The sequence below is a fragment of the Candidatus Paceibacterota bacterium genome, assembly GCA_016782605.1.
Lineage (GTDB): Bacteria > Patescibacteriota > Minisyncoccia > Minisyncoccales > RBG-13-42-11 > BS750m-G71.
This window is the reverse complement of the sequence record JADHYE010000001.1, coordinates 19,355-34,453: the sequence shown is the minus strand read 5'-3', so window position 1 is coordinate 34,453 and position 15,099 is coordinate 19,355. Positions and strand designations below refer to the sequence as shown.

The window sequence follows — 15,099 nt, the reverse complement described above, 5'->3', positions numbered from 1 at the left end:
TATTCTATAACAGCAAAACGGCCTTCTCAAGGCCGCTTTCCATATTTGTAATTCTTAATTAGTGTATTTCTTCCTTCTTTTCTTTAAGGAATTCGCGCCATTTTTCCAGAAATTCAATAAAGGTTTGCAGTGGCATGTCGATGAGAAAGTTGAAAAAGACGACAATTACGTTGTATTTTGCCCATTGGCCTGAAAGCCATTTGCCCATGCGGATGATCGGCAGAGAGAAAAGATCAATGATAAACATTAGGAACGATTCTTTTCTTTCCATTATTTCCAGTTCGCGTGACCTTTCCCTGAGTTTTGTTCCGGCAAAAGAAATCAAGGAAATGAAGACAAGGAAGATTATCATGGAAAGTATGCCAAAGTCCAATTTGTACAAGCCCAAGATTATTAATCCGAAAGAGGTCAGAAAACCGAAAGAATAAAAACTGGTGATAAAGGCATTCATCAGCCAGCCTCTTTTTCTTGGGATTTTTATCGTGTACACGTCTTTACTTTCTGTTGAGTAGGCTATCTTCATTATTTCCATGACAACCTGCTGCAGATTTTCCTTTTTAGGGGGCCTGATGGTCGAGATTAGAAATAGCATTAAAAGGGCGGGGATCAGAATATTGAAAGCCAATGCCTGGTAGCTGAATTGTCCGGTTACATATCTGTCAAAAGGCACCTCAATCGCCAACGCCAAAAGTATTTTGGTGACGAATATGGAAATAGTGGCGTAAATAGCTGCCCGGTTGATTCTCTTTTTCAGGGTTTTTAACCTTTTTTTGTAAGCAGCTGATATTTTGTTTTCCATCTCTTCTGGTATAGACAGCTTTTCCTGGGCGGTCATCGGCTCTTCGGAAATTACGTCTCCCAGAACCAAATAAGCAGTATCGTATCTTTCGCAAACTTTATAGAATTTTTCCGAAAGGCGTTGTTTTAGATATTTTTCAAAAGTTTTCCAGCTTGAATAAATATTTTGGGATATTTCCGGAAGCGGGGAGTCTCCGTTTTTCAGATCGTGCCACTGGGGATACTGCCTTTTTAAAAGATTGTAGATGATTATCGGATTATCCAGCTTGAAAAGAGCTCTTTGGACGGCGATATGGATATAGATGTTTTTTTGTTCCTCAGAAATACCGTTGTTCAATTGTATCTTTTCTGTCATTGCTTCTGTCATATAATCGATCAGCGCTCTTTCCCGGTGAGGCGGAATAAGCTCTTCTTCTATTTCGCAGGCGGCAATCGATAAAAGCCAGTCGTAAAGCTGGGCTTTCATTTTTTCAGCTGGAGCCGGGGGAGCGTTTTCCAAGATAAAGACGTACTTTTCTATTATTTTCTTTACTTGGCTGATCACTGTTTCCGGTATTCTGTCATTGGGGAAATGTCCGCTTCTGATCAGTTCCAGTATTAAAGGTTCAGTAACCTCCTGGCTGTCTTTGGTCAAAAGCAATCTTCTTTTTAACATTCTTTCAATGGCTGCTCTTCTCATTAAATGTTCTTCCCGCCAGTCTACGACGCCTCTTATTTTTTCATAGAAAGCAGCAACAGCTGAAGCAACTTCGTCAACATGGATAGTTGGTATTTCCGGTTTAGGCTGTAAAGAATCTTGCCAGGTCTGGTATTTTTGAATTAGCTTTTGCGTTTGTTGGGATAATTCCGACATAAGGTTATTATTTTTTAATTTTTTCAATAAATTTATTGACTTTTATTTCGCCGATATCTCCTTTTTGTCTTTCCCTTACTCTGACTGATTTAGCTTTCATTTCTTTATCGCCGACTACCAAAAGATAGGGGATTTTTTGCATTTCTCCTGTACGGATTTTCTTTGAAACGGTTTCGTTTTCGTTTTTGAGTTGCGTTCTAAAACCGGCAGCTCGCAGGGTTTCGGTAATTATTTTTGCGTATTTTTCATGTTTTGCTCCCAAAGGAATAACCCAGATTTGTTCGGGGGATAGCCATAAAGGCATAGAGCCGGCATAATGTTCAAGCAAAACTCCGATAAACCTTTCAAGCGAACCTAGGATAGCCCGATGAATCATGAAAGGTTTTTGCTTTTTTCCTTTTTCGTTGATATACGCTATATCGAAACGTTCGGTCAAATTGAAGTCAATCTGGACTGTCGTGCATTGCCAAGGCCTGCCCAGAGAATCTTTAATTTTTATATCTATTTTCGGTCCGTAAAACACTCCTCCTCCTTGGTCTAACTGCCATTTCAGCTTTAATTTCTGAAGAGCATATTTTAAAACATTGGTTGCTTTTTCCCAGTCTTTTAAGTTTCCCGCATATTTTTCCGGCCTTGTGGAAAGATAAATGTCATAGTCTTTAAATCCGAAAGTCTTTAATATTTTAAAGCTAAATTTCAAAAGGTTTTCTATCTCTTTTGATAATTGGTCCGGCGTGCAGATAATGTGGGCATCGTCCTGGGTAAAGCCCCTGACTCGGGTTAAGCCGTGCAGCACCCCTGACCTTTCGTAGCGGTAAACCGTTCCCAATTCCGCATATTTTATCGGCAAGTCTTTATAGCTTCTTATCTCTGACTTGTAAATCTTTACAGCAAAAGGGCAGTTCATCGGCTTTAACATATATTCTTCTTCCTCGATTTTAATGGGGGAATACATGTTTTCGCGGTAATGGTTCCAATGGCCCGAAGTTTTCCAAAGCTCTAATTTTCCGATATGGGGGCTGGTTATCCACTGGTAGCCTTGCGAGCTTAATTCTTTGTGCAGGTAGTCTTCGATAATTTGCCTTAATATGGTTCCTTTCGGTTTCCAGATGGGCAGGCCGGCTCCGACTTCCTCGTCAAAAAGAAACAATCCTAATTTTTGTCCCAAAAGACGGTGGTCCCTTTTTTCAGCTTCAGCTTCTTTTTGAAGACGAAGGGCCAATTCTTTTTTATTTGTAAATGCCAAGCCGTAGATTCTGGTCAGCATCTGGTTTTTTTCAGAACCTTTCCAATATGCGCCAGCTATTTTTGTCAATTTAAAAGATTCAGGGTCTATTTCATTGGTTGATTTAATGTGGGGTCCTTTGCACAAATCAATGAATTTCCCGCTTTGATAAATAGTGGCTTTGCTATCAGGCAATTCATTAATCAGTTCCAGCTTGTATGGCTGTCCTTTAAAAATCTTTTTGGCCTCTGTTTTTGTAATTATTTTCTTTTTAAATAAAATATTCTGTTTTATCAGCTCTTTCATTCTTTTTTCTATTTTTGGCAAGTCTTTCGGCACGAAAGAAGAATCAAAATCATAATAAAAGCCGTTTTCAATTGCCGGTCCCATGCCGAACTTAACCTTGGGATTCAGTTCCCAGACAGCAAAAGCTAATATGTGGGCTAAAGAATGGCGTATTGTTTCAATTTTCATATATTATGATTCAACGATTTCTTCTATTGCCAAGTTCCGCGGTAACGGAATGAAGGCGGAGAAGAGATATATTAATTTTCTTTTATATCTAATATCTCTTCGATTTCTTCGCAGATTATTTTTTGGATGCCATCTTTTGAATCAAGTCTGCCTGAAACCATGACAATCTTATTTTCCTGGAAAATTGACGGGTTTCTAGCGATTATGTTCGGAAAGACGATCACTTCCATTTTGCTGCTTAAATCTTCCACGTTTACAAAAAGCATTGGTTTGCCCGTCCTGGTTATTATTTTTTTAATATTCGAAATAATGCCTCCAATTTTGACTCTGGCGTTTCTTCTTAAGCCATTGCCTGAAAGCTTGGCTATGGAAACCACTTTCTTTTCCAGGAGCTTTTCGAATCCGTTTAAAGGATGGGAGCTGATAAAGAGTCCCAGCAGTTCCTTTTCCCAGGTCAATCTTTCTTTTTCCGAAGCTGGGGTAGTGTCTGGCAAATGAATATGGTTGTTAAAACTCATTCCGTCAAACAGGCCTGTCTGGCCGTTAGTCTTGGTTTTTTGGCTTTCTCTGGCGTATTCCAGAATCTTTTCAATGTTAGAGAGCATCTGGTTTCTTTCTGCCATTTTATCAAAAACTCCGGTTTTTATTAAACTCTCCAAAGACTTCTTATTGAGATCTCTTGAGCTGGTTCTGGTAAGGAAATCATCGATTGAAATGAAAGGGCCGTTTGCTTTTCTTTCATTGACCACCACTTCCACGATATTAGAACCGACATTTTTAATCGCTGAAAGCCCGAATCTTATCTGGTTCTTTTTCGGCACCACGCTGAAAAAGGTGAAACTTTCATTTATATCCGGCGGCAGAACGGTCAGGCCCATTTTCTTGCATTCTTCGATCAAGACAGCGATTCTTTCAATATCGTTTCTCTCTGAAGTCAGAAGAGACGACATGAATTCTGCAGGGAAGTGGGTTTTCAAATAAGCTGTCTGATAGGCGATAGTGGCATAGGCAGCAGCATGGCTTCTGTTAAAACTGTAGCTGGCGAAAGGTTCAATCCAATACCAGATTTGCTGGGCAATGTTTTCGCTTATCTCGTTTTTTTTCATTCCTGCTATGAATTTTTCCTTTTGAGACATTAAAAGCTCTTTTATCTTTTTGCCGATTGCCTTTCTGAGAACGTCAGCTTCAGCTAATGTGAATCCTGCCATATCTTTGGCGATTCGCATAATCTGTTCTTGATAAACGGCAATGCCGTAGGTTTTCTCCAGGATCGGTTTCAACTTAGGATGGAAGTATTCTATTTTCTGTTTTTTGTTTTTTCTGCTGATATAGTCGGGAATTAACTGCATCGGGCCAGGGCGGTAAAGCGCTACCATGGCAATAATGTCTTCGAACTCAGTCGGCTTTAATTGTTTTAGATATCTTCTCATGCCGTCCGACTCAAGCTGGAATACGCCGACTGTTCCTCCGGTTTGAAAAAGCTTGTATGTTTTTTTGTCGTCTGTCGGAATCTTTTCAATATTAAGGTTTGTTCCATGAATGACGTAGATTCTGGAAAGGGTGTCTTCAATAATGGTCAGGTTTTTCAATCCCAAAAAGTCCATTTTCAAGATTCCCAAGTCTTCAATAGAATGCATTTCATACTGGGTGACAATGTTTTGGTCATTCTGGGTAGGGTGCTGCAGAGGCACGATTTCGTCCAAAGGAGTATTTGAGATTACCACTCCGCAGGCATGGGTTGAGGCGTGGCGGGCCACTCCTTCCAACTTTTTGGCAGCGTCAATCAGTTTTCTAGCTTCTTGGTCTGATTCATATAAAGAACTGAATTCGCTTACTTTTTTCATCGTTTCATCAAGCGTCATGCCGAAAGGAATCATTTTAGCAATCTGATCGCAAAAGCTGTAAGGTTGTCCCATGGCTCTGCCAACATCCCTGACTACTGCTCTGGCTGCCATGGTCCCGAATGTTATGATCTGGGCCACTTTGTCCCGGCCGTATTTTTGGCTGACATACTGGATCACTTCGTCCCTTCTTCTGTCTGTAAAATCTAAATCAATATCAGGCATGGAAATTCTTTCCGGATTCAAAAATCTTTCAAATAAAAGATCGTACTTTAAAGGGTCAATATTGGTAATATTTAGAAGATAGGCGACCAAAGATCCGCCGACGCTGCCCCGGCCAGGCCCGACAACAATTCTGTTTTCTTTGGCCCAGTTGACAAAATCCTGGACAATTAAAAAATATGAAGTAAAGCCTGTTTGTTTGATTACGGAAAGTTCGTAATTCATCCTTTCAATAACTTCTTTTTCCGGTTTTTCCCCGAATTTTGAAGTCAGCCCTTTTTGGCAGAGTTTTTCTATATACGTATTCGGATCTTCTCCGGTTGGTACGGCAAATTGGGGAAGCTTTACTTTATCCAGTTCAAATTGGAAGTTGCAAAGGTCAGCGATTTTCTGCGTGTTTTCAATGGCTTCCGGCAGATCTTTGAAATCTTTTGCCATTTGTTCCGGGCTTCTCATTGAAAAGTCATCCATTTTCAAGCTTAATCTTTCAGGATCATTGGGGTCAGAACCTGTATTGATTAACATTAATATGTCTTGGGCATCAGAGTCTTCCGGTCTCAAGTAATGGACGTCATTGGTAGCGACCAAGGGAATGCCTGTTTTTTTGGAAAGCTCGATTAATCCTTTGTTTGCTGTTTTTTGGTCAGCGGAATTGGGATGGTGCTGTATGTCAAGATAAAAATTATCTTTTCCAAAAATCTTCTGATAATTTTTGGCGACTTTTTCAGCTTCTTCCATTTTTTTTGCCAGAATCAGTTTTGGTATTTTTCCGGCCAAACAAGCAGAAAGGCCGATAAGGCCTTCGGAATATTGGCTGAGCAGTTCATCGTCGATCCTCGGCTTATAATAGAATCCGTCCAAGTGGGCTTTAGTTATCAGTTTTACCAAATTCTTGTAGCCCTTTTCGTTTTTAACCAATAAAACAAGGTGGTGTCTTTTGTCGTCAATATTTGGCCTTTTGTCAGCCATCTTTTCAAGGGCCGTATACATCTCGCATCCGATAATCGGCTTTATGCCTTTTTCTTTTGCCTTCTTATAAAACTCCACGGCAGCGTAGATGTTGCCGTGGTCAGTGATAGCGACAGAGTCCATGCCCAGTTCTTTTACGTAATCCAAAAGTTGGTCGATTTTCGGTAAGCCATCCAATAGGCTGTAGTGGGAGTGGACGTGTAAATGAGTAAACACCGCACCACTTTTTGTGGCTTTTTCTTGGGGAATAGATTTTTCCTTTGGAAAGTGGTGCTGGGTAAATTTCATGACTTTGTGTTAGTATTATCTAAGTATATTATGAAACAAGGATTTTTTCAAGAAGAGAGAAGATTACGTAAAAAGGGCTTTAAGTTTGTGGTTGGCTTGGACGAAGCAGGCCGTGGTCCTCTGGCAGGACCCGTGACCGCAGCTGCAGTTTTAGTTAGGACATTGGATTCAAAACTTTTCCAGGAAGTAAAAGATTCAAAAAAGCTTTCTTCTAAAAATAGAGAAAAACTGTTTAAGCTTTTGACTAAGAATAAAAATATCAGGTGGGGGATAGGCAGGGTTTCTGAAAGTATGATTGACAGAATTAATATTAAAAACGCTGCTGAACTGGCTATGGAGAAAAGCTTGAAGAGCTTGAAGTTCAAACCAGATTTTTTGTTAGTTGACGGCAACCATTTGAATTCTGATAAACTGAAATCTTTTAATCACAAGCTGATTGTCGGAGCTGACGATAAAGTGTTTTCCTGCGCTGCCGCCTCAATTATTGCTAAAGTGGCGCGTGACAGGATAATGGACAGGTACGATAAAAAATATCCTAAGTACGGCTTTAATAAGCACAAAGGATATCCCACTAAGCTTCACAAGATTCAACTGAAAAAGCACGGGCCCTGTAAAATACACAGAATGTCCTTTAAACCATTGCAGAAATTTAATTGATGTGTTAATATATTTATTGATATGGCTGTTCCAAAACAAAAACACACCAAATCAAGAAGAAACAAGCGCCGCATGCATATTCACATAAAGGCGCCTGTTTTAACTAAGTGTGTAAAATGCGGCAAACCTGTTTTGCCCCACGTTGTTTGTTTGAATTGCGGATATTACAAGGGAGTTGAAGTGATTGACGTTTTAAAGAAGCTGGACCGAAAAGCAAGAAAAAAGAAAGAAAAGGAGATTGAGGGTAAGGATGAAAAAGCTTCAGCTAAAAAACCTTTGAGCTGGGAAGGTCTCAGCAAAAAATAGTTAATTGTTATTTTATTATGGCTAGTCGTCATTTATCAAGAAGTATTGCTATGCAGTCTCTTTACGAGTGGGATTTTAGCGGCAGGAAAAATGATTTGGAAAAGATAGTTGAAAAGAACATCAAAGAGTTCGGTCCTGGTTTGGAGGACTTAAGCCTGGTCTGGCAGATAATTACCGGAGTAGTTAAGCACCTTTCAAAGCTGGATAAGATTATTGAACAGGCAGCCCCTGAATGGCCGATAAGCCAGATAACGGTTGTTGACAGGAATATTCTGAGGATGGGACTTTTTGAATTACTGTATTCTAATAAAGAAGAGGTTCCTCCAAAAGTGGCTATTAACGAAGCCATTGAGCTGGCTAAATCTTTTGGCGGAGAGAGTTCTGGCAGGTTTATCAATGGCGTTTTGGGGACCGTTTATAAAGAATTAGAAAAGTAAGTCGAAGAGGTAAACCTCTTCTTCACCTTCGCCCGCCTTGGGCGGACTCGGTATTAGAAAAGTAAGTCGAAGAGGTAAACCTCTTCTTCACCTTCGCCCGCCTTGGGCGGACTCGGTATATGAATGATTTTTCAATATTGGAAAAGCAATTAAATTTTAAATTCAAAAACAAGGATTTATTGATTCAGGCTTTTTGCCATCGCTCCTATCTGAACGAGAATCCGAAAGCCAATCTGGATAACAATGAAAGACTGGAATTTTTGGGAGATGCGGTTTTGGAACTTATTATTACCGAACACCTTTTTGTCAAATATCCCAAAAAGCCGGAAGGCGAATTGACCAACTGGCGCGCTTCTCTGGTTAATGCTAAAATGCTTGCTGAGGTTGCTAAGGAATTGGGCTTTAATGATTTTTTGCTTCTTTCAAAAGGAGAAATGAAAGAAACAGGCAAATCAAGGGATTATATCCTGGCCAACACTTTTGAAGCGTTTATCGGTTCAGCTTACCTTGATTCAGGCTATAAAGCATGCGAAAAATTCATTAAAAAGAATTTAATCGTTAAATTGCCGGAAATCATTGAGAAAGGTCTTTTCAGGGATGCTAAATCCACTTTCCAGGAAGCAGCCCAAGAAAGAGTGGGCATTACTCCGACCTATAAAGTTTTGAAAGAACACGGGCCGGATCACGCAAAGAATTTCGTTATCGGCGTTTTCCTTGATAAGGATTTAGTGGCCGAAGGCAAAGGATCTTCAAAACAAGAAGCAGAAGTTGAGGCAGCGAAAAACGCTTTAGCAGTCAAACATTGGTAATATATATATGTTAGTTATTAGATTATTAAGAACAGGAAAAAAGAATCAGCCATCATTCAAGATAGTGGTGGTCGAAAAAGAGAAATCTTCGACTTCAGGAAGATATATTGAAGAAGTCGGTTTTTATAATCCTTTGACAAAAGAGAAGAAATTAAAGGCAGAAAGGATAAAATACTGGATTTCAGTCGGCGCCCATCCTTCTGAAACCATCCATAATATGCTGATTTCTCAGAAAATCATTGAAGGGAAAAAGATTGCTTTGCATAAAAAATCAAAAAAGTCCGCCTCTCCGGCGGATGTGCCGGAGAGGCACGAAGAGAAACCTGTTGAGAAACCTGTTGAGGCTTCGCCTAAACAAGCTGAAGTTGTAGCGCCGGCTGAAGCGGCTGTTGAAGAAATTAAAACTGAACCTGCCGAAGAGAAAAAAGAAGAGAAGGTTAAAGAGAAAAAAGAAGTTGAAAAATGAGTTTTCTTGACAAAATGGTTCAAATGAATATAATACTAATCAGTAGCTACATTTCAGATTTATTGAAAGGTCGGCGCTACTAGAAACGAATAAATATCAGTAATTACTAAAACTCAGAAAGAACTATGGCTGATACAAAAGGAAACGATAAAGAATTCCTTGAATATCTCATTAAAGCTTTAGTCGACAATCCTGGAGATGTTAAAGTTGACCGTACGGTTGACGAGATGGGAGTTCTGCTTTCTTTGAAAGTGAACCCTGAAGACATGGGCCAGATTATCGGCAAAGAAGGTTCTACCGCCAGATCTATCAGAAATCTGGTAAGAATTGTCGGTCTTAAAAATCACGCAAGAGTGAATTTGAAGATCGAAGAGCCAGAAGGCGGCAGGCCAACGAGAGAAAGGAAGTCTGAATCTATTGAAGATTTAAAACTGTAAACTCTAAGTTTACAGAGTGCAAAAACGGTGCTATTGTTCAAAATAGGCCGTTTTTGTTTTTATGCCCCGTAATACAACATCCAGAATACTTCGTATTAAAATCTCAAACAAAGTTATTATGTTAAATATATTATTAAATAAAGACAATCTTCAGGGTGTTTTCGCATTGAAAATGCCTGGATGTTGATATACAGGGTATGCTTAAATTTGATATTATTACAATCTTTCCCCAAATATTCGATTCTTATCTGAAGGAGTCTTTTATTAAGAAAGCCAGGGAAAAGAAATTGATTAAGATAAATGTCCATAATTTGAGGGACTGGGCCAAAGATCAGCGCAAAACAGTTGATGATAGGCCTTTTGGCGGAGGGCTGGGTATGGTTTTGAAGGTAGAGTCCATATATAAAGCTGTTAGAAAGATAAAAGGCAAAGGCAAAACAAAAGTCATATTATTTACTCCCCGGGGAAAGAAATTCAATCAGAAAACAGCTTATCAGTTGTCAAAATTAAACCAGATAATTATGATTTGCGGCCGGTATGAAGGGGTTGATGAAAGAGTAGCCAAACACATTGCTGATATGGAGTTGTCAGTTGGCGACTACGACTTGATGGGAGGGGAGTTGCCTGGAATGATAGTTATGGAAACCATAACAAGGTTAATACCTGGAGTTTTGGGCAAACCTGCTTTATTGAAAGAAAGGATAACTAAGGAAAAGGGATTTATGGAATATCCGCAATACACCAGGCCTGAAGTTTTCCAGAAATGGCGGGTACCTAAAGTTTTGGTTTCGGGTAATCACAAAATGATAGAAGCCTGGAGGAGAAAATACGGCAAATCAATTGGAAAATTATAATTTTTATAGTAAAATTAAATAATGGCTCGACGATGGACAATTGAAGAAGAACAGAAAAAACAGGATGAATTGATAGAATTATATATTAATTAGATTTACATCGGTATATAAACGAAATCGGATTTGGCAATACAAAGCACTTAAAAAGAGCAAAAAGATTATTATCTGAAAAGGGTGTGTAGTCCCGTAGGGGGCGGGAACGGTCTGTAAAACCGCTGTCTTATTAGATCCCGTCGGTTCGACTCCGACCACACCCACTGTTATTTTTTGCCTGGGTAGCTCAGTTGGTAGAGCACGTCTTTGGTAAAGACGAGGCCGCCGGTTCAATCCCGGCCTCAGGCTCTCGAGTCGCAAAGAAGAGAGAAGATGAAGATTTATCTTCATCGCCTTATCAAATAATAACAATAAAAACATATGGCAGCTAAAAAAAGACCATTTACTAAACTTCAATGCCAGGAATGCAAAAGGGTTAATTACTTTACTAAGAAATCAAAGGAAGCTGTTGAGAAGAAGTTGGGTTTTAAGAAATTCTGCAAATGGTGCAGAAAGCATACCTTGCACAAAGAAGGGAAGCGTTAGGCGCTTTTTGTCTTGAGCTTGAGGAAATAATAAACATAAAATAATAGAGGTTCGAATCCTACCTCCGGAGCCCATTCGACTCGCTTCGCTCGCTCAGGGCAAGCCACGATAAAAATCGCCAATCCGCCTTTCGGCGGTGGCGGTTTTTTGGTATACTGATTAAAAGATTATTTTTTTAAAAATATAATTATATGAATTGTCCAAATTGTAAACAAGAAACGTTAGAAAAAATCACTTTTAATAAAAACCAAATAGAGAGGTGTAGTCAATGTAAAGGAATTTGGTTTAATCAGGATGAGTTAAGAAAAGCAAAAGATGAAGAAGACCAATTTTTAAAATGGTTAGATATTGACCTTTGGAAAGACAGTGAGAAATTTCAACCTTCTCATTCCTCAAAAATCTGCCCCACGTGTAAAGTGAATTTATATGAGGTTCATTATGGAGGTTCTGATGTTAGAGTAGATTTTTGTAACAAATGTAAAGGGATTTGGCTCGATGATGGAGAGTTTAAAAAAATCATAGCTTATTTAAAGAATAAGGTTAATACTGAAAAACTTGGCGAGTATTTTAAACACACACTTGAAGAGGCGAAAGAAATATTTACTGGGCCAGAAAAACTAACTTCAGAAATAGAAGATTTTTTTATAGTGATAAAATTACTTCAATATAGACTTTGTAGCCAACACCCAGCGATTACAAGAATAATAACAAATTTACCTTTTACAAAATAGAATCGAACAATGGAGATGTAGCTATTCCGTCTATTGTTTTGGGCGGTTTTTTGGTAGAATTGAAAAAGGAATAAATAATTAATTTTTAAACATATGGAAAAACAAAAAAGAGAATTTCCTTTTCAAATTCACATAGCTATCGGAGTTATTTGGATTGTTATTGGAGCAGCTGTTATGTCGGGAGTTGCATCACTATTATGGATATTGACAGGAGTATTATTTATTACTATTGGTTTATTAGCCATGAGAAAAAAAATTAAAAAGACCAATTAGCAGTTCTTAACCAGGTTCTAACCCTTCGATGCGACTCAGGACAGGCATCGTCCAACCAGGGGAGCCGATTTCGGCCGTTTTCTCAAGAAGACGGTTTTTTAGTGTTTATTAAATAAACATTAATACAGAAAAATTGCTTGTAATAATCTATTTTTTAGATATAATATTCATATAAGTGCTTTTTAGTTAGTTTTCACAAAGAAGCGAAGAGATAAATCTCTTCTTCTATCTTGCTGCAGCTCGGCAAGCAAATAAGCAATATGGAGATAAAAATTATTAAAGATCCAATAAGTAAAAAAGAGCTTATTGACATGGCAAAAGAGCAGTTTGGCGATTTGATAAAAGCGGTTGTTGATATTGATCAGGGGATAATGGCCGTGGGCGGAGAAATGCATGCTGACGAAGAAGCAATATTAATGGAAAAGGAAACATCAAGGCGCGAAAGCACATGGGGGATAAATATATATCCGGGAAAAAATAAAGAAGAAATGATAGAATTCGATTCGGTTATTAATCTGAAACCGTCATTCGGCAATCGTTCTCGTAGTGTTGATAATCCAGAAATCCAGAATAAAATTAGAAATATCGTAGAGAAATTAATTTCACAATGACAAAAACCTTGCACAAAGACCTTTCATCGGGGAGATGGTTCAAGCTTTCATTAATTGAGCAAATGGCTAATATCGGTAGTGAGGTTAGCAGGGCTAGAAAATGGCAGGGGGAAGATGAAGATACTTTTTGGGGAGCAGTTGCCAGGGCTTTGGAGTTGTTTGATTTGACTCTTATAGATCCAAGATTGAGTGGAAGAATTAGGGAAATTGCCAGAGTAAAAGAATTATTTTGCGATGCTGTTACCGGTGGCAAAGAATACAATAGTTCGCTTAAAGACCTTGATGATTATTTCTTGCAGTACGCTTTTTGCGCAAGACGAAATATGTAAATACGGGGGCGTGGTGAAATGGCTATCATGGGAATCTCCAAAATTTCTGTTCTAGGTTCGAATCCTGGCGCCCCCGCAAAAATATGGGAACTTTATTAGGATTTTTTACAGGTTCATCAGCTGGATATTTTACTGGCAAGTTTTTAGCCGGAGAAAAAACAGGAGATATCGGCTTGTTTAGTTTGGCTTTTAATGTGTGGGGATGGCATATTCATTTGCATCACTGGCTGATTTCAATGACTTTATTGTGCTTTCTTATATTTTTTTTAAGAAAGAAATATCGATTTTCGCCTTTGTTTTTTACCCTTTCTGCCGGTTTTCTCGTCGGTTGGATGTTCCAGGGAATATATTGCTACGAGGACTGGCATCAAATAATAATTAAGCAAAACATATGAAAAGACAAATATTAATAATCGGCGCAGTAATCGTTCTAGTAGTTTTCGTTTATCAGGTTTTCTTGAAAGAAAAGAAGCCTGAGTTTAATTTGGTTGAAGTAACCTTAGGAACCGTCAGTCAGGAGATTTTTGAAACAGGACAGGTAGAAAAGGGAGAGAAGCTGAGTCTTAATTTCGGCAATACCGGGAAAATTGAAAAGATTTATGTTGCTGTGGGCGATGAAGTGCAGGCCGGACAAGAATTGGCTATATTGGATACAGCTGATATTAATATTCAGCTTCAGGAAGCGAGAGCTGCTTATGAGATAGCTCAGTTAAATCTGACAAAGCTGCTGGAAGGAGCTAGCACTGAAGAAGTTAAAATCTCCCAGGCACAACTTAACAACGCCCAAATTGCCTTTAAAAACTCTCAAGATGATCTGCAGCAAAGCTTTCAGACAGCCATGACTGTTTTGGACAGTTCTTATCCTTCCATTTACAATGCTTTGGTTTTTGTGAAGCAGTTTGTCATCAGTTATGTTGGTACTTTTGATTCAGATGCCGGAAAAATAATGATAGCCAGGGATACTATAGAAAGCGTAGAAAAAGCGACAGAAAGCAATTTAGATGCGTTAGCAGCCAATCCGACCAATGAAAATATCAAAGCTTCTTTGGCCATAATGAAAGATTATCTTGAGAAGACATTTTTGCATCTAGAAACAATACGTTCTGTCGTTGATACAGCCCCTGTTTATAAAAGCAAGGTTTCAGCAGCTGACAGAGCTTCTTTGGATACTTTAAAAACAAATATTAACACTGCTTTAGCTAGTATCATTACCAATCAGCAGGCAATCTATTCTGCAGAAGCCGGCGTTGAAACGATGAGAGCAAGTCTCCAGGAAGCAGAGAATAATTTTGATCTGGTGGCGGGCGATCCTAAACAAGTAGACGTTGATTTATATTCAACCCAGGTAAAGCAGGCTTTGACTAAAGTGCAGCTTTATCAGAACGAGATTGAGCAGTCAAAGATTATCAGTCCGGTAGAAGGAAAGATTGCTGAGATAAATAAAAATGAAGGCGAGTCAGCGCAAGCAGGTTCACAGGAAGCGGTAATAGTGCTTTTGCCAACAGCTTCCTACGAGATAAAAGTAGATATTTACGAAGAAGACGTGGTTAAGATTGCTGTCGGTAATTCTGTTGATATTTCTTTGGTTGCTTTTTCTGGAAAAACTTTTACAGGAAAGATTATTTTAATAAGCCCGGCGGAGAAAATAGTTGACGGAGTGGTTTATTACGAGACGATTATTGGATTTGAAGATACTCCAGAAGGCATAAGGTCTGGCATGTCAGCTGATATTGTCATTAAAGCCCAAACAAAAGACAATGTTTTGATTCTTCCTGAGGATGCAATCCGTACGAGGGATTCCAGAGATTTTGTTGAAATTCTTGTTGACGGAAACGTTCAGGAAAAAGATATTGAAGTCGGGTTAAAAGGTAGTAATGATATGGTGGAGATTGTTTCTGGTTTGGAGCAGGGAGAAAAAGTAATTTTAAGATAATGGCAGA

General features: G+C 38.8%; 17 protein-coding genes and 3 tRNA genes. 17 read left to right on the top strand and 3 right to left on the bottom strand.

Annotated elements, in window-relative coordinates:
* Window positions 1-58: 58 nt before the first annotated feature.
* From ISS83_00210 to ISS83_00200, 3 genes are all read right to left on the bottom strand, one after another.
* A complete protein-coding gene (locus ISS83_00210; protein MBL7142081.1) occupies window positions 59-1,651 on the bottom strand; it encodes a hypothetical protein in 1,593 nt (530 codons plus the stop codon).
* A gap of 7 nt (window positions 1,652-1,658) precedes the next feature.
* Window positions 1,659-3,350 (bottom strand): threonine--tRNA ligase, encoded by a 1,692-nt coding sequence (locus tag ISS83_00205; protein ID MBL7142080.1) that lies wholly within the window; start codon window positions 3,348-3,350, stop codon window positions 1,659-1,661.
* Between the two features lie 71 nt (window positions 3,351-3,421).
* Window positions 3,422-6,670, bottom strand: coding sequence for a DNA polymerase III subunit alpha (locus ISS83_00200; GenBank protein ID MBL7142079.1), 3,249 nt, complete (start codon window positions 6,668-6,670; stop codon window positions 3,422-3,424).
* A gap of 30 nt (window positions 6,671-6,700) precedes the next feature.
* Here ISS83_00200 and ISS83_00195 point away from each other — a divergent pair, with 30 nt between their 5' ends.
* From ISS83_00195 to ISS83_00115, 17 genes are all read left to right on the top strand, one after another.
* Window positions 6,701-7,327, top strand: coding sequence for a ribonuclease HII (locus ISS83_00195; GenBank protein ID MBL7142078.1), 627 nt, complete (start codon window positions 6,701-6,703; stop codon window positions 7,325-7,327).
* A gap of 21 nt (window positions 7,328-7,348) precedes the next feature.
* Window positions 7,349-7,633: a 50S ribosomal protein L32 gene (gene rpmF, locus ISS83_00190; protein MBL7142077.1), complete on the top strand. Its 285-nt coding sequence runs from the start codon at window positions 7,349-7,351 to the stop codon at window positions 7,631-7,633.
* Between the two features lie 17 nt (window positions 7,634-7,650).
* Entirely contained in the window at window positions 7,651-8,070 is a 420-nt protein-coding gene (gene nusB / locus ISS83_00185) for a transcription antitermination factor NusB (protein MBL7142076.1), read from the top strand.
* Window positions 8,071-8,189: 119 nt separating this feature from the next.
* Window positions 8,190-8,879, top strand: coding sequence for a ribonuclease III (gene rnc, locus ISS83_00180; GenBank protein MBL7142075.1), 690 nt, complete (start codon window positions 8,190-8,192; stop codon window positions 8,877-8,879).
* A gap of 7 nt (window positions 8,880-8,886) precedes the next feature.
* Window positions 8,887-9,345: a 30S ribosomal protein S16 gene (gene rpsP / locus ISS83_00175; GenBank protein ID MBL7142074.1), complete on the top strand. Its 459-nt coding sequence runs from the start codon at window positions 8,887-8,889 to the stop codon at window positions 9,343-9,345.
* A 125-nt stretch (window positions 9,346-9,470) separates the two neighbouring features.
* Window positions 9,471-9,782 (top strand): KH domain-containing protein, encoded by a 312-nt coding sequence (locus ISS83_00170; protein ID MBL7142073.1) that lies wholly within the window; start codon window positions 9,471-9,473, stop codon window positions 9,780-9,782.
* Window positions 9,783-9,979: 197 nt separating this feature from the next.
* Window positions 9,980-10,636 (top strand): tRNA (guanosine(37)-N1)-methyltransferase TrmD, encoded by a 657-nt coding sequence (gene trmD / locus ISS83_00165; protein MBL7142072.1) that lies wholly within the window; start codon window positions 9,980-9,982, stop codon window positions 10,634-10,636.
* A gap of 172 nt (window positions 10,637-10,808) precedes the next feature.
* Window positions 10,809-10,893 (top strand) — tRNA-Tyr (locus ISS83_00160).
* A 12-nt stretch (window positions 10,894-10,905) separates the two neighbouring features.
* A tRNA-Thr gene (locus ISS83_00155) sits at window positions 10,906-10,978 on the top strand.
* Window positions 10,979-11,050: 72 nt separating this feature from the next.
* Window positions 11,051-11,215: a 50S ribosomal protein L33 gene (rpmG, locus tag ISS83_00150; protein MBL7142071.1), complete on the top strand. Its 165-nt coding sequence runs from the start codon at window positions 11,051-11,053 to the stop codon at window positions 11,213-11,215.
* Between the two features lie 191 nt (window positions 11,216-11,406).
* Window positions 11,407-11,946: a zf-TFIIB domain-containing protein gene (locus ISS83_00145; protein MBL7142070.1), complete on the top strand. Its 540-nt coding sequence runs from the start codon at window positions 11,407-11,409 to the stop codon at window positions 11,944-11,946.
* A gap of 93 nt (window positions 11,947-12,039) precedes the next feature.
* Window positions 12,040-12,219, top strand: coding sequence for a hypothetical protein (locus ISS83_00140; protein ID MBL7142069.1), 180 nt, complete (start codon window positions 12,040-12,042; stop codon window positions 12,217-12,219).
* A gap of 260 nt (window positions 12,220-12,479) precedes the next feature.
* Window positions 12,480-12,830, top strand: coding sequence for a hypothetical protein (locus tag ISS83_00135; protein MBL7142068.1), 351 nt, complete (start codon window positions 12,480-12,482; stop codon window positions 12,828-12,830).
* Entirely contained in the window at window positions 12,827-13,159 is a 333-nt protein-coding gene (locus ISS83_00130) for a hypothetical protein (protein MBL7142067.1), read from the top strand. Before ISS83_00135 ends, ISS83_00130 begins: the two co-directional genes overlap by 4 nt.
* 4 nt (window positions 13,160-13,163) lie before the next feature.
* Window positions 13,164-13,235: transfer RNA gene (locus tag ISS83_00125), tRNA-Trp, on the top strand.
* Between the two features lie 7 nt (window positions 13,236-13,242).
* Entirely contained in the window at window positions 13,243-13,554 is a 312-nt protein-coding gene (locus tag ISS83_00120) for a hypothetical protein (GenBank protein ID MBL7142066.1), read from the top strand.
* Window positions 13,551-15,092, top strand: a complete 1,542-nt coding sequence (locus ISS83_00115; protein ID MBL7142065.1) for an efflux RND transporter periplasmic adaptor subunit — start codon at window positions 13,551-13,553, stop codon at window positions 15,090-15,092. Before ISS83_00120 ends, ISS83_00115 begins: the two co-directional genes overlap by 4 nt.
* The last annotated feature ends 7 nt before the right edge of the window (window positions 15,093-15,099 follow it).

Bases quoted from the DNA above. Each gene is read 5' to 3' on its own strand.
- ISS83_00210 (MBL7142081.1), bottom strand. From the start codon at position 1,651: ATGTCGGAATTATCCCAACAAACGCAAAAGCTAATTCAAAAATACCAG.
- ISS83_00205 (MBL7142080.1), bottom strand. From the start codon at position 3,350: ATGAAAATTGAAACAATACGCCATTCTTTAGCCCACATATTAGCTTTT.
- ISS83_00200 (MBL7142079.1), bottom strand. From the start codon at position 6,670: ATGAAATTTACCCAGCACCACTTTCCAAAGGAAAAATCTATTCCCCAA.
- ISS83_00195 (MBL7142078.1), top strand. From the start codon at position 6,701: ATGAAACAAGGATTTTTTCAAGAAGAGAGAAGATTACGTAAAAAGGGC.
- rpmF (MBL7142077.1), top strand. From the start codon at position 7,349: ATGGCTGTTCCAAAACAAAAACACACCAAATCAAGAAGAAACAAGCGC.
- nusB (MBL7142076.1), top strand. From the start codon at position 7,651: ATGGCTAGTCGTCATTTATCAAGAAGTATTGCTATGCAGTCTCTTTAC.
- rnc (MBL7142075.1), top strand. From the start codon at position 8,190: ATGAATGATTTTTCAATATTGGAAAAGCAATTAAATTTTAAATTCAAA.
- rpsP (MBL7142074.1), top strand. From the start codon at position 8,887: ATGTTAGTTATTAGATTATTAAGAACAGGAAAAAAGAATCAGCCATCA.
- ISS83_00170 (MBL7142073.1), top strand. From the start codon at position 9,471: ATGGCTGATACAAAAGGAAACGATAAAGAATTCCTTGAATATCTCATT.
- trmD (MBL7142072.1), top strand. From the start codon at position 9,980: ATGCTTAAATTTGATATTATTACAATCTTTCCCCAAATATTCGATTCT.
- rpmG (MBL7142071.1), top strand. From the start codon at position 11,051: ATGGCAGCTAAAAAAAGACCATTTACTAAACTTCAATGCCAGGAATGC.
- ISS83_00145 (MBL7142070.1), top strand. From the start codon at position 11,407: ATGAATTGTCCAAATTGTAAACAAGAAACGTTAGAAAAAATCACTTTT.
- ISS83_00140 (MBL7142069.1), top strand. From the start codon at position 12,040: ATGGAAAAACAAAAAAGAGAATTTCCTTTTCAAATTCACATAGCTATC.
- ISS83_00135 (MBL7142068.1), top strand. From the start codon at position 12,480: ATGGAGATAAAAATTATTAAAGATCCAATAAGTAAAAAAGAGCTTATT.
- ISS83_00130 (MBL7142067.1), top strand. From the start codon at position 12,827: ATGACAAAAACCTTGCACAAAGACCTTTCATCGGGGAGATGGTTCAAG.
- ISS83_00120 (MBL7142066.1), top strand. From the start codon at position 13,243: ATGGGAACTTTATTAGGATTTTTTACAGGTTCATCAGCTGGATATTTT.
- ISS83_00115 (MBL7142065.1), top strand. From the start codon at position 13,551: ATGAAAAGACAAATATTAATAATCGGCGCAGTAATCGTTCTAGTAGTT.